This is a genomic window from Aromatoleum anaerobium, from assembly GCF_012910705.2.
In the GTDB taxonomy this organism is placed as follows: Bacteria; Pseudomonadota; Gammaproteobacteria; order Burkholderiales; family Rhodocyclaceae; genus Aromatoleum; species Aromatoleum anaerobium.
The window spans coordinates 257,898-271,192 of the sequence record NZ_WTVG02000039.1 but is presented as its reverse complement, the minus strand read 5'-3'; the positions used below and the strand labels follow the sequence as shown (position 1 = coordinate 271,192).

General features: G+C 67.1%; 11 protein-coding genes. All 11 read left to right on the top strand.

What is annotated here, in order from left to right; genetic code table 11:
• Positions 1-70 precede the first annotated feature (70 nt).
• The 11 genes from GO606_RS13395 to GO606_RS13345 all read left to right on the top strand — a co-directional run bounded on the left by GO606_RS13395 (position 71) and on the right by GO606_RS13345 (position 13,290).
• Complete coding sequence (locus GO606_RS13395; RefSeq protein ID WP_169119305.1) at positions 71-901, top strand: segregation and condensation protein A; 831 nt, start codon at positions 71-73, stop codon at positions 899-901.
• Complete coding sequence (gene scpB, locus GO606_RS13390) at positions 882-1,475, top strand: SMC-Scp complex subunit ScpB (protein ID WP_169119306.1); 594 nt, start codon at positions 882-884, stop codon at positions 1,473-1,475. The genes GO606_RS13395 and scpB overlap by 20 nt, the downstream gene beginning before the upstream one ends.
• Positions 1,417-2,433: a 23S rRNA pseudouridine(2605) synthase RluB gene (rluB, locus tag GO606_RS13385; protein ID WP_169119307.1), complete on the top strand. Its 1,017-nt coding sequence runs from the start codon at positions 1,417-1,419 to the stop codon at positions 2,431-2,433. Before scpB ends, rluB begins: the two co-directional genes overlap by 59 nt.
• 281 nt (positions 2,434-2,714) lie before the next feature.
• Positions 2,715-3,704, top strand: a complete 990-nt coding sequence (locus GO606_RS13380) for a peptidoglycan DD-metalloendopeptidase family protein (protein WP_169119308.1) — start codon at positions 2,715-2,717, stop codon at positions 3,702-3,704.
• On the top strand, positions 3,705-4,091 hold the full coding sequence (locus GO606_RS13375; protein WP_169119309.1) for a hypothetical protein: 387 nt from the start codon (positions 3,705-3,707) through the stop codon (positions 4,089-4,091).
• 45 nt (positions 4,092-4,136) lie between these two features.
• Positions 4,137-4,574, top strand: coding sequence for a bactofilin family protein (locus tag GO606_RS13370; RefSeq protein WP_169119310.1), 438 nt, complete (start codon positions 4,137-4,139; stop codon positions 4,572-4,574).
• A 252-nt stretch (positions 4,575-4,826) separates the two neighbouring features.
• The gene (locus tag GO606_RS13365) at positions 4,827-5,948 is read left to right on the top strand and encodes an ISAs1 family transposase (RefSeq protein WP_169119311.1); all 1,122 of its coding nucleotides are present in this window, start codon (positions 4,827-4,829) and stop codon (positions 5,946-5,948) included.
• Between the two features lie 149 nt (positions 5,949-6,097).
• Positions 6,098-10,030, top strand: coding sequence for a phosphoribosylformylglycinamidine synthase (gene purL, locus GO606_RS13360; RefSeq protein ID WP_169119312.1), 3,933 nt, complete (start codon positions 6,098-6,100; stop codon positions 10,028-10,030).
• Positions 10,031-10,151: 121 nt separating this feature from the next.
• On the top strand, positions 10,152-10,538 hold the full coding sequence (locus tag GO606_RS13355) for a DUF2946 domain-containing protein (protein WP_169119313.1): 387 nt from the start codon (positions 10,152-10,154) through the stop codon (positions 10,536-10,538).
• Between the two features lie 195 nt (positions 10,539-10,733).
• Positions 10,734-11,189 (top strand): copper chaperone PCu(A)C, encoded by a 456-nt coding sequence (locus tag GO606_RS13350; RefSeq protein ID WP_169119314.1) that lies wholly within the window; start codon positions 10,734-10,736, stop codon positions 11,187-11,189.
• Positions 11,179-13,290, top strand: a complete 2,112-nt coding sequence (locus GO606_RS13345; protein ID WP_169119315.1) for a TonB-dependent receptor — start codon at positions 11,179-11,181, stop codon at positions 13,288-13,290. Before GO606_RS13350 ends, GO606_RS13345 begins: the two co-directional genes overlap by 11 nt.
• Positions 13,291-13,295 lie beyond the last annotated feature (5 nt).

The following is a 13,295-nucleotide window of genomic DNA, read 5'->3' as shown; positions in this document are numbered from 1 at the left end:
CCCCGCCAGCGGCGCGGCCCTGCTGCCGCCGCGCGACGGTCAACCGCCCCGGCTTCGGACGTCTTCCGCAATGAATCTTCCTCTCGAGCTCGTTCCCGCGGAGACGGTCGCCCAGGTCGAGGCCGTCGCGCGCCTTTACGGCGAGCCGCTGCTCGAACTGCCGAAGGACCTGTACATTCCTCCGGACGCGCTGGAGGTGATCCTCGAGGCGTTCGAGGGCCCGCTCGATCTATTGCTGTACCTGATCCGCAAATCGAATCTGAACGTCCTCGACATCCCGATGGCAGCGCTGACCGCGCAATATCTCGTTTACGTCGAGGCGATGCGCAGCCACAATCTCGAACTCGCGGCGGACTACCTGCTGATGGCCGCGACGCTGCTCGAGATCAAGTCGCGCATGCTGTTGCCGCGTCCGCAGCGCGAAGGCGCCGAGGACGACAGCGACCCGCGGGCGGAACTCGTTCGCCGGCTACTCGATTACGAACAGATGAAGCTGGCGGCGGGGCGACTGGAACTGCTGCCGCGCGCCGAGCGCGACTACGAGCGGGTGAGCATATTCGTCGCCGAGAAGGTCGTCGAGCGTCTGCCCGAAGTGAGCCTGCATGACCTTCAGCTCGCGTGGCTGACGATCATGAAAAAGGCGCGCCTGACGCAGCATCACCACGTGAGGCGGGACGAACTGTCGGTGCGCGAGCATATGAGCGCGATCCTGCGCAAGCTCGGCGGTGGGGCTTTCGTCGTGTTCGACACGCTGTTCGAACCCGCGCGCGGGTCCGCGGGACTGGTGGTGAGTTTTCTCGCGGTGCTCGAACTCGTCAAGGAAAGGTTGGTGCAGGTGGCGCAGAACGAACCTTTCGCGCCGATATACGTGAAGCTCGCCGATGCAGCCGACGACGCCTGAGGACTACAAGCGGGTCGTCGAGGCGGCCCTGCTCGCGGCATCGGCACCTCTTCCGGTCGCCGACCTGCGGCAGCTGTTCGACGCAGACCCGGGGGCGGACTTCGTCCGGCGCCTGCTCGAAGACCTGCGCGCCGACTGGTCGGATCGCGGCGCGGAACTGGTGCAGGTGGCCTCCGGCTGGCGATTCCAGACGCGGCCGGAATACCAGGTCTTCCTCGACCGGCTGAAGCAGGAAAAGCCGCCGCGATATTCGCGTGCAGTGCTGGAGACGCTGGCGATCATCGCCTACCGTCAACCGGTGACGCGTGGCGACATCGAGGACATCCGCGGCGTCGCCGTTTCGCCGAACGTGCTCAAGACGCTGGAATCGCGCGGCTGGATCGACATCGTCGGTCACCGCGACACCCCCGGCCGGCCCGCGCTGTTCGCGACCACCCGGCGCTTTCTCGACGACCTCGGGCTGCGCAGCCTGAGCGAATTGCCCGCGCTAACCGAAATTGAAAGGATCATGGACCTTGTCGACACCAAAGAAATCGAAGCGGCCGCTGCGGCCCCCCACGAAGAAGAACGCTGAGACGGCGGGGGCGGGCAGGCATCCGCCGGGGCCTCCGCCGCGTGCCGGCGGGCGCCCGTCGACGCCCGGCGCGGGGGAAGGTGCGCGGCTCGCACGTCCGCCGCGCGCCGCCGCGCCCGGGGGCGGGGGGCGCGGCGAACAGGAAAACACGGCATTTGCCGAACCCGAGCGGCTGCAGAAAGTGCTGGCGCAGATCGGCATCGGCTCGCGTCGCGAAATCGAGGAATGGGTGGTTGCCGGGAGAATCTCGGTCAATGGCCTGCCGGCCGAACTCGGCCAGAAAATCGGCCCGGGTGATCGCGTCAAATACAACGGCAAGCTGATTCCGTTGCGTTTCACGGTGCGCACGCCGCGCGTGCTGATCTATCACAAGCCCGAAGGCGAAATCGTCTCGCGCGAGGACCCGGAGGGTCGCCCGACGGTGTTCGAGCGGCTGCCGATCCTGCGCAAGGGGCGCTGGATCGCGGTCGGGCGGCTCGACTTCAATACCTCGGGCCTGCTCCTGTTCACGAACGACGGCACGCTGGCCAACCGCCTGATGCATCCGCGCTACGAACTCGAGCGTGAATACGCGGTGCGTCTGCTCGGGCAGCTCAACGACGAACAGATCGAATCGCTGAAGACCGGCATCCAGCTCGAGGACGGTCTCGCGCGATTCACGTCGATCTCCGACGAGGGCGGCGAGGGAGCCAACCACTGGTACCGGGTGACCCTTTCCGAAGGCCGGAACCGGGAAGTCCGGCGCATGTTCGAGGCGGTAGGTCTCACCGTCAGCCGGCTGATGCGGGTGCGCTACGGTCCGGTGGCGTTATCGTCGCGGCTCAAGCGCGGCATGTGGATGGAGATGCCGGAAGCCGAGGTGTGCGTGCTGGCCGGCTTGCCGAAGCCGCAGGGCCAGGCCGCGCGCCCCGGCGAGCAGGTGCGCAAGACGCGCCTGCACCGCACCACCCCGAGGTGATGCGGAACAGATAGCCGGCGCGGCAGATCCATGACGCGCGCCGGCTAAGGGCTGGCAAACGCGGGCACCTGGTTTTTCCGCATCCGGTCCTGGCTGCGGGCCGGCGGCCGGCGGGAGGTCCGGCAGGTGTTGCCTTTCCCCCGCGCTTTGGTGCTAGACTCCGAAAACTTTGTTCCGGCGATAAGAGTTTGCGCAAATGCAAAACGCCGGGGCTCGTTTTTCAGCCCGTCCGCGACGCAGTGCGAACAGCGCCCGCAACCGGACAGAACAGGAGGACAAGGATGGCTTTCGTCATTCTTTCCGCCGGGACGCTGACACAATCGCGAATGCATACGATCAGCGCCCGGGTTTTTGCCGGCGTCATCATCGCGATCGTGCTCGCGGCGCTTGCCGGCGGTTTCGCGCTTGGCTACATGGTTGACGGCAAGGTCCGGAACCCTCCCCAAACCGCGCCGGTGCAGCCGGCCGAGTCGCAAAGCGACCTGCTGATCGGTCGTTTCGGCGAGCTGGCAGGGCGCATGGTGCAGTTGCAGGCCGAGGCGGCCGCGCTCACGGAGCGGATCGGCGCGATCAAGGATTTCGAAGCGCGGATCAACGAAAACGTCGCCGCCGCGCCAGCGGGCCGTATCGCAAAAACGCCGCTCGGTTCCCCGGCCGGCGGGCCGTTGCTGCAGCCGGTTCCCGCGCGCGCGCCAGAGCTGCCGCAGTTCGGCCTCCTGATGCCGCCGCAGTTGCCGCCTGCCGTGGCACTCCACGGCAAGCCGGAAGGACTGCTGGCCGGAGAGCTCGCAGAAATGGAGCGCGACATCGAGCGCCTTGCCCAGACGCTCGCCGGACTGGACCGGCTCGCCACCGGCTACAGCCTCGCTCACATGTCTTTCCCCGGCCGCTCCCCGGTCGCCGGCTTCGGGATCTCGTCCGGGTTCGGCAACCGCAGCGATCCGTTCCGGCGTCGTCTCGCCTTCCACAGCGGAGTCGATTTTCCGGCGCCGGCGGGCACGCAGATTTCCGCCAGCGCAGGCGGGCGCGTGGTCTTCGCCGGGCGCCGTCCGGACTACGGCCTGACCGTCGAGATCGACCACGGCGCCGGCCTCGCGACGCGCTACGCGCACGCGTCGAAGCTCCACGTGAAAGTCGGCCAGGTCGTGCTGCCGGGAGACAGGATCGCATCGATCGGTTCCACTGGGCGATCGACAGGCGCACACCTGCATTTCGAAGTCATGAAGGACGGCCTGATCGTCGATCCGGCGTCGTACCTCGCGCAATTCTGAATGGTCGGGGCGATGCCGTCGCACCGTCGTTACAGCAACCGCAAGCTGACGCAGGACTCGTACGTCCTGACCTCGGATCCGACCTACGGGCTCAAGCGCATCGTGTTCCTGGGGGGGCTCGTCATCGTCGTCCTGGTGATGCTCGGGCTCGGTGCCCGGTATTTCGAGGACCGGCTGGTATCGGAGTCGTCGGTGTCCGCGATGCGGCAGCAGAACCGCGAGCTGCAGGAAGCGCTGAGCAAGGCACGCTTCGATCTCGAGGTGGAACTGGCGACGCGGGGCGAGCTCGAACGCCAGGTGGTCAGTCTGAACGACGAGCTCAAGCAGATCAGGGAAGAGCTGGCGTTCATCAAGTCGGCGACGCCGGGCGTGCCACCTGCCCGTTGAGCCTTCTGCGCGCCCGGTGCGGACGCCATTCGAGGGACGAAAGCGATGTTCGGACGCAAGCGCAACAAAGCAATCCAGGTCACCAAGCTGTCCAGCCTGGTCGCCGACAATCTCGAAATCGTCGGTGACGTGGTGTTTTCCGGCGGCTTGCGGGTGGACGGAAAGATCGAAGGCAACGTCCTCGGCAAGGAGGGTGAACGCAGTCTCCTCGTCGTCAGCAACAGGGGGTCGATCACCGGGCGGGTGCGCGTTCATGACGCGGTCGTCAATGGCCGGGTGGATGGCGACCTGGAAGTCGAACATTTTCTCGAACTGCAGGCGGGTGCGCACATTTCGGGAAACATCATCTACCGGCAGCTGCAGATGGACTGTGGCGCTGTCGTCGCCGGGCGACTCGAGAAGGTCGAAGAGGCCACCGCGGACAAGAAGGTCGTCAACATCTCGGTCGCAGCCTCGCTCCCGGCACGCGCGACCGAACAATAACCGGCGCTGCGGTCGCTGACCGGCCTCCGGAAGGTCAGCGGCCGGCATGGTGGGGCGAAAAACGGATTACCGGTCCGGCACGCTTGCCCGGGCGCCGCATGTGGTTGCCGGCTCGGGCGCGGGACACGGCGATCGCTTACGCGATCGTCGTAAACCCCTGCCAAAAAGTCTTTTACGATCAGCAGCTTATGCTATCCGCTTGTAAACAGGGACAAAAAGGCGTCCACTCTCGCTATTTGCCGAGAGGTCAAGATGACGCTGCAGGGGGCATTTGGGGACATCGAGGATCACCGCTGCGGGCCGGCGCGGCGCCATGATCTGCAGGAGATGATCGTGATGGCGATCTGCGCGGTGCTGTGTGGCGCCGACAGCTGGGTCGATGTGGCCGACTGGTGCGAAGACGAGGAGCCGTGGCTGCGCACGTTTCTGAAACTGCCCTATGGCACGCCCTCGCATGACACGTTCGGCAAGGTATTCCGGGTGCTCGACGCAACGGTGTTCGAACGCTGCTTCCGTGAGTGGATCGCCAGCGTGGTCGGGGTTGTCGAGGGCGTGGTGGCCTTTGATGGCAAGACCTTGCGTGGCTCGACCGATGGGCCCAATACGGCGCTGCACATGGTCAGCGCCTACGCGACCGCGCTGGGGGTCTCGCTTGGGCAAGAAGGCGCGGCCGGCAAGGGCAACGAGCTCGCCGCCATCCGCGCACTGCTCGAGACCTTGGTGCTCAAGGGGTGCATCGTGACGATGGACGCGCTCGGGTGCCAAACGGATGTGGCCGAAAAGATCATTGCCCGCGGCGGCGAGTACGTGCTGGCGGTCAAGGACAACCAGAAGAACCTGTCGGAGACGATCGTCGAGTTCTTCGACACCGCCCGGGCGTTGGACTTTCGCAGCGTCCCAGTGCAGCAGTGCACGACGGTCGAGAAGGATCATGGCCGTCTCGAGACCCGCCGCGCGAGTCTGGTGACCGAGCTGTCGTGGATGGACAAGGCGCTGCGCGCGAACTGGAAGAAGCTCGGCGGCATTGGCTTGGTTGAGTCCGAGCATGAGGTCGGCGGCAAAGTGTGCCGCGATCGGCGCTACTTCATCGTCAGCGCGGGCATCACGAGCGTTGACGAGTTCGCGCGCGCGGTGCGCGCTCATTGGGGCGTAGAGGCCATGCACTGGGTGCTGGATGTAACCTTTCGCGAAGATGGCTGCCGTGTGCACAAGGGCCACGGGGCACGCAACTTCTCGGTCGTGCGCAAGTTCGCCCTCGCGGCGCTGCGCACCGACACGCACCATGCCGAGCGCAGCCTGCGTCGTCGCCGAAAACTCGCCGACCGCCGCCCCGAATATCGGGCCGAGCTACTCGGACTGAAGCCGAGGCAATGAATCCGGGCCGGTCGTTATGATATTTATGTGTGCGATCGCCGTGGGGCGCGGGAACGCGCAGCGGGCGAACCCGCGGGCGTCGGGTATAATTTCGCCCTTCCGACCGGCGAACCCTGTTCGCGTCCACTTTCCCCTTCGCAACGATAGAAATGGCCGAAATCCTCAAGCTGCGCGGCGCTGCGGCGCTTTCTTCCTCCCGCCTCGCGCGCCTTTCCCGTTCCGCAGCCGACGCGCTGCCGAAGCTCAAGGGGCTGGCCGCGGAGTACTGGTATTTCGTCGAACTCGCCGCGCCGCTGGCAGCGGACGAGCGCGACCGGCTCGTCGACCTGCTCGCGGCCGTCCCCGCGTCGCCGCAGCTGCCTCCGGGCACGCAGTTGCTCGTCGTGCCGCGCCTCGGGACGATCTCGCCGTGGTCGTCGAAAGCGACGGACATCGCGCGCCAGTGCGGCTTTGCCAAGGTGATGCGCATCGAGCGCGGCGTGTCGTACTCGCTCGACATGCGCAACGGGTTCGACGACCGTCAATACGCCGCGGTGCTGCCGCTGCTGCACGACCGCATGACCGAGTCGGTGCTGGCGAACCTCGACGCGGCCGAAGCGCTGTTCCATCACTACGAGCCGAAGCCGCTGATGTCGGTGGATGTGCTCGCCGGCGGGCGTGACGCGCTCGTCGCGGCGAACGCCGAACTCGGCCTCGCGCTGTCCGACGACGAGATCGACTATCTCGTCGACAACTTCACGCGCATCGGGCGCAATCCGACCGACGTCGAGCTGATGATGTTCGCGCAGGCCAACTCCGAACATTGCCGCCACAAGATCTTCAACGCCGACTGGGTCATCGACGCGCGGCCGATGGAGAAAACGCTGTTCGGCATGATTCGCGACACGCACAAGGCGCACCCTGAAGGCACCGTCGTCGCGTATTCGGACAACGCGTCGGTGATCGAGGGCGCGACCATCGACCGCTTCTACGCGGACGCCGACGGCCAGTGGCGCTTCCGCGCCGAAGCGACGCACATCCTGGCGAAAGTGGAAACGCACAACCACCCGACCGCGATCTCACCGTTCCCCGGCGCCGCGACCGGGGCCGGCGGCGAGATTCGCGACGAAGGGGCGACCGGCCGCGGTTCCAAGCCGAAAGCCGGCCTGACCGGTTTCTCGGTGTCGAATCTGAACATTCCGGAATTCGGGCAGCCGTGGGAAAAGCCCTATGGCAAGCCGGACCGCATCGCCTCGGCGCTCGACATCATGATCGAAGGCCCGATCGGCGGCGCCGCGTTCAACAACGAATTCGGCCGGCCGAACCTCACCGGTTACTTCCGCACCTTCGAGCAGGAAGTGCAGGGCGAGGTGCGCGGCTATCACAAGCCGATCATGATCGCGGGCGGCCTCGGCAGCATCCAGGCGCAGCAGTCGCACAAGGTGAAGTTCGCGCCCGGCACGCTGCTGATCCAGCTCGGCGGCCCGGGCATGCTGATCGGGCTGGGCGGCGGCGCGGCTTCGAGCATGACGACCGGGACGAACACGGCCGACCTTGACTTTGCGTCGGTGCAGCGCGGCAACCCCGAGATCGAACGCCGCTGCCAGGAAGTCATCGACTGCTGCTGGCAGCGCGGCGACGCGAACCCGATCCTCGCGATCCACGACGTCGGCGCCGGCGGGCTGTCGAATGCGATGCCGGAACTGGCGGAATCGGCCGGGCTGGGCGCGCATTTCGAGCTGCGCGAAGTGCATATCGAGGAGCCGGGCATGAGCCCGCGCGAGATCTGGAGCAACGAGTCGCAGGAGCGCTATGTGCTCGCGATTGCGCCCGAGAGCCTCGCCGAGTTTCGCGCCATCTGCGAGCGCGAGCGCTGCCCGTTCGCGGTGCTGGGTGAAGCGACCGCGGACGGCCACCTGACCGTGGCCGACCGTCACTTCGGCAACAAGCCCGTCGACATGGAAATGCAGGTGCTGCTCGGCAAGCCGCCGAAGATGACGCGCAACGTGTCGCGCCGCGCGGTGCATGTGCCGCCGTTCGACGTCACCGACATCGACCTGAAGGACGCCTGCCTGCGCGTGCTGCGCCTGCCGGCGGTCGCGAGCAAGAACTTCCTCATCACGATCGGCGACCGCTCGGTCGGCGGCCTGACAGCGCGCGACCAGATGGTCGGTCCCTGGCAGGTGCCGGTCGCCGACGTCGCGGTCACCGCGATGAGCTTCCATGGTTACCAGGGCGAAGCGTTCGCGATGGGCGAACGCACCACGGTCGCCTGCCTCGACGCACCGGCTTCCGGGCGCATGGCGATCGGCGAGGCGGTGACGAACATCGCCGCCGCGGACATCGCCGATATCGGCCAGGTCAAGCTGTCGGCGAACTGGATGGCCGCGGCCGGGCATCGCGGCGAGGACGCGAAGCTGTTCGACACGGTCAGCGCGGTGTCGCAGTTCTGCCAGCAGGCTGGCCTCGCGATCCCGGTCGGCAAGGATTCGCTGTCGATGAAGACCACGTGGCAGGACGACGGCGAGAGCCGTCAGGTCGTCTCGCCGCTGTCGCTTGTCGTCACGGCGTTCGCGCCGGTCGGGGACATCCGCCGCACGCTCACCGCGCAGCTGCAGTTCCCCGAAGGCGTCGACACCGAGCTGTTGCTGATCGACCTCGGCAACGACCGCAACCGCCTCGGCGGCTCGGCGTTGGCGCAGGTGTTCGGCTCGGTCGCCGAGCACGCGCCCGACGTCGATGCCACGCAGCTCGCAAGGTTCTTCGGCCTGATCCAGCAGTTCCGCCGCGACGATCTCCTGCTCGCGTACCACGACCGTGGTGACGGCGGCCTGTTCGCGACGCTGTGCGAGATGGCGTTCGCGTCGAAGTGCGGCCTGTCGGTCGTGCTCGACACCGTCTGCTACGACCAGTACATGAACGACGTCGACGGCCTCGACAAGAAGCCGGACACGATCAAGGGCCGCCTCAACGACCGCTTGTTTGCTGGCCTGTTCGCTGAAGAGCTGGGCGCGGTGGTGCAGATCCGGCGCGATGACCGCGCCCGCGTCACCGCGCCGCTGCGCGAAGCCGGCCTCACCTACCACTTCCTCGGCGAGCCGAACGGCAAGGACGAGCTCCGCTTCTGGCGCAACGCGAAGCTCGTGTTCAACGCGCCGCGCGCCGAACTGCTGCAGGCGTGGTCCGAGACCGGTTACCGCATCGCGCGCCTGCGCGACGATGCCGATTGCGCGCGCGAGGAATTCGACGCGCTCGCCGACGCGACGAACCCGGGCCTGAGCGTATCGCTGACCTTCGATCCGGCCGACGATGTGGCCGCGCCGCTGATCGCGACGGCTGCACGGCCGAAGATCGCGATCCTGCGCGAGCAGGGCGTCAATTCGCAGGCGGAGATGGCTGCGGCGTTCGAGCGCGCCGGTTTCGCGCCGTACGACGTGCATATGTCGGATCTGCAGGCCGGACGCCACCAGCTGAGTGATTTCCACGGCTTCGCGGCATGCGGCGGTTTCTCGTACGGCGACGTGCTCGGCGCCGGCCAGGGGTGGGCGAAGTCGATCCTGTTCAACCCGGCGCTGCGCGCACAATTCGAAGCGTTCTTCGCCCGTCCCGACACGTTCGCGCTCGGCGTGTGCAACGGCTGCCAGATGATGGCGCACCTCGCGTCGATCATCCCGGGCGCCGAGCACTGGCCGACTTTCCACCGCAATCGCAGCGAGCAGTTCGAGGCGCGCTTCGTGATGGCCGAAGTACTCGACAGCCCGTCGATCCTGTTTGCCGGCATGGCCGGCAGCCGCATGCCGATCGTCGTCAGCCACGGCGAAGGGCGCGCAGTGTTCCGCGACGCCGCCGACCCCGAACGCGTCCTGACGGCGCTGCGCCATGTCGACAACCACGGTGCGCCGGCCACGATCTATCCGTTCAACCCGAACGGTTCGCCGCAAGGATCGACCGGTTTCACGACCGCGGACGGCCGCTTCACGATCATGATGCCGCACCCGGAACGCACCGCCCGCAGCGTGCAGATGAGCTGGTACCCGGCCGGACTCGGCGAGGATTCGCCGTGGCAGCGGATGTTCCGCAACGCGCGGCGCTGGCTGGGGTGAACACGCCCGGCGGCCGGTCGCGGCCGGCCGCCGGGCTTGACTGCAGTCAATGGCGCGTGCGGTTCAGCTGTTAGAATCGCCGCACCGTTTTGGTCAACCCGGGTCGCTCCGGTTTTTGCCGATGTATTTCAAGCGTACGGCTCGCAGTTTCACCGCCTGGATCGCGCTGTTCGCGGTCCTGCTGGGTGCGCTTGCGCCGGCGCTGAGCCACGCGCTGTCGCGCGCCGACGGCGAGAAGCGCCTGATCCAGGTGTGCACGGTCGCCGGCATGAAGATGGTCGCGGTCGATGATTCGCGCGACAAGGGCGACGCTCACGTGTTTCCCGCCGAACGTTGTGCTTTCTGCGCGACACACTGTGACGTGCCGGCACTTCCCGCGATGCCGTCCGCACCTTTTGCGCTGAAAGCCCGTTCCGACCACCTCCCCCCGCTTTACCTCCACTCGCCGCGCCCGCTCTTCGCATGGGCAGCGGCGCAGCCGCGCGCTCCACCGCTCCCGCGCGCCTGAGTGCCGTCCCGACCGGCCCCGTCTCCTCGCTTGCAGGAGACGGGGCACGGCCGGATGACGCATTCCTGCAGAAACCCTTCCGCGGCATCCGGTATCAAGGCATTCGCTCGCCCCGATCGCGTCGTCTCGCGTCGGTCGCGGGAGCCTCGGCATGCCGGCTCGCGGGCCGATTTGCGAATCGATGGAGTGAACACCATGAAGAAGACCCTTGTAGTCAGCCTGTTTTCTGCCGTGCTGTCGGGCCCCGTGCTCGCCCAGGTGCAGGTCGACGACCCCTGGGTGCGGGCGACGGTCGCCCAGCAGAAAGTCACTGGCGCGTTCATGCGCCTCACCGCGGCACAGGATGCGCGGCTCGTCTCGGCGGACTCGCCCGCTGCGGGAAAAGTCGAGATACACGAGATGGTGATGGAGAAGGACGTCATGAAGATGCGCGCCGTCGCTGCGGTCGAGCTACCGGCCGGCAAGGCCGTCGAGCTCAAGCCCGGCGGCCACCACGTGATGCTGTTCGACCTGAAGCAACCCGTCCGCGTGGGCGACACGGTGCCGCTGACGCTGGTCGTCGAGAGCCGGAGCGGCAAGCGCGAGTCGATCGAGGTGGCTGCGCCCGTGCGGCCGTTGAACCAGGCGGGCCGAGGTGATTATGGGCATTGATACTTGGCGCAATGTGCTGGTGCTGTCGTGCCTCGGCGCTGCAGGTGGCGCCGCTGCGTCCGATGACGCCGCCACCGTTCTCGAACAGGTGACGGTCACCGCGACGCGCGAAGAGGCGCGACTCGTCGAAACCCCGTCCTCGGTCGGCATTGTCAAGGGGGAGGACATCGCGCTGGACAAGCCCGCCCACCCGGCGCAGGTGATGAGCCAGACGCCGGGTGTCGCGGTCGCGGTGACGAACGGCGAAGGCCACACGACGGCGATCCGCCAGCCGTTCACGACGAGCCCGGTCTATCTGTTCCTCGAGGACGGCATTCCGTCGCGCTCGACCGGCTTCTTCAACCATAACGGCCTGTACGAGATCAACATCCCGCAGGCCGGCGGCATCGAAATCAATCGCGGCCCGTCGTCGGCGCTGTACGGGTCGGATGCGATCGGCGGCGTCGTCAACGTGCTGACGCGCACGCCGCCGACGAAGACGGAAGCGAACGGCTCGATCGAGGCGGGGGAGCATGGCTGGCGGCGGGCGCTTGTCGGCGGCGGCAGCGGCTATGCCGACGGCGGCTGGCGGGCCGACCTGAACCTGACCCGGACGGAGGGCTGGCGCGACGACACGGGCTACGACCGCAACAGCGGCACGCTGCGCTGGGATCACTTCATCGGCGACAGCACGTCGCTGAAGACCGTGCTTGGTTTTTCGGAGATCGACCAGGAAACCGGCGCGAACTCGCCGCTCGTGCGTGACGACTACCGGCACGATCCGACGAAGAACTATCTGCCGATCGCATTCCGCAAGGTCAGCGCGCTGCGCCTGTCGACGAACTACGAACACGAGACGGCCGACTCGCTGCTGTCGGTCACGCCGTACGTGCGCGACAACAGCATGGATCTGCTCGCGAGCTTCGCGCTGCGCTTCGACCCGACGATCGCCGAAACCGGCAACCGTTCGTACGGGCTGATGGCGAAGTGGCGCCGGGACTTCGCACCGCTGCGCGCGCGCATGATCGTCGGCGTCGATTTCGACCTGAGTCCGGGCGAGCGGCGCGAGAACCGCATCGACGCGACGACGCGCGGCAGCGGCGCGAGCCGCGAGTTCATCGCCTACACCGTCGGGCCGCGCATCTATGATTACGACGTCGAATATCGCGGCATTTCGCCGTACGTCCATGGCGAAATCTCGCCGACCGACAAGCTGCGGCTGACCGCCGGCCTGCGCTACGACGACATGCGCTACGAGTTCGACAACAAGCTCGGCGCCGGCGAGGTCGTGCAGGTCGGGAGCAACTTCTACGGCCAGGCGGCGAACACCCGGGTCAGCTATCGCCGCGCGACGCCGAAACTCGGCGCGACGTACGCGCTCGGCGAGAACACGCATCTTTTCGCCTCGTACAACCAGGCTTTCCGCGCCCCGTCCGAATCGCAGATCTTCCGCCCGTCGCGTGCCGGCAGCCTCGACGCCGCCCGTGCATTGACGCATTCGGCGCTCGAGCTCGACGCGATCAAGGCCGAGCAGTACGAGCTCGGCGTGCGCGGCGTCGTGGCGGGCCTGTCGTACGACCTCGTCGCGTACGAGCTGACCAAGCGCGACGACATCGTCAGCCAGCGCGACCCGGTCACGACGCAGACGATCACGACGAACGCCGGCGAGACCCGCCACCGCGGCATCGAGCTCGGGCTCGGTGCGCCGCTCGCGAGGCAGCTGCGGCTGGATCTCGCGTTGTCGTACGCGCGGCACGAGTTCGTCGACTGGGTGACCGCGCAGGGGGATTTCGGCGGCAAGGAACAGCAAAGCGCGCCGCGGCTGATGTCGAACGCGCGGCTGACCTGGACGCCGACCGACGCGTTCCGTGCGCAGCTCGAGTGGACGAGGATCGGCTCGTACTGGCTCGACGACAGCAACACCGTGAAGTACGGCGGACACGATCTCTTCAACCTGCGCGGCAACCTGGCGCTGACGCCGGCCGTTTCGCTGTTCGGCAGCGTGAACAACCTCACCGACCGGCGTTATGCGGACAGCGCGCAGCTGTCGACGGGCAGCACGCCGGCGTACTCGCCGGGCTTGCCGCGTACCGTGATCGCGGGGGTCGAGGCGAAATGGTAATGGTG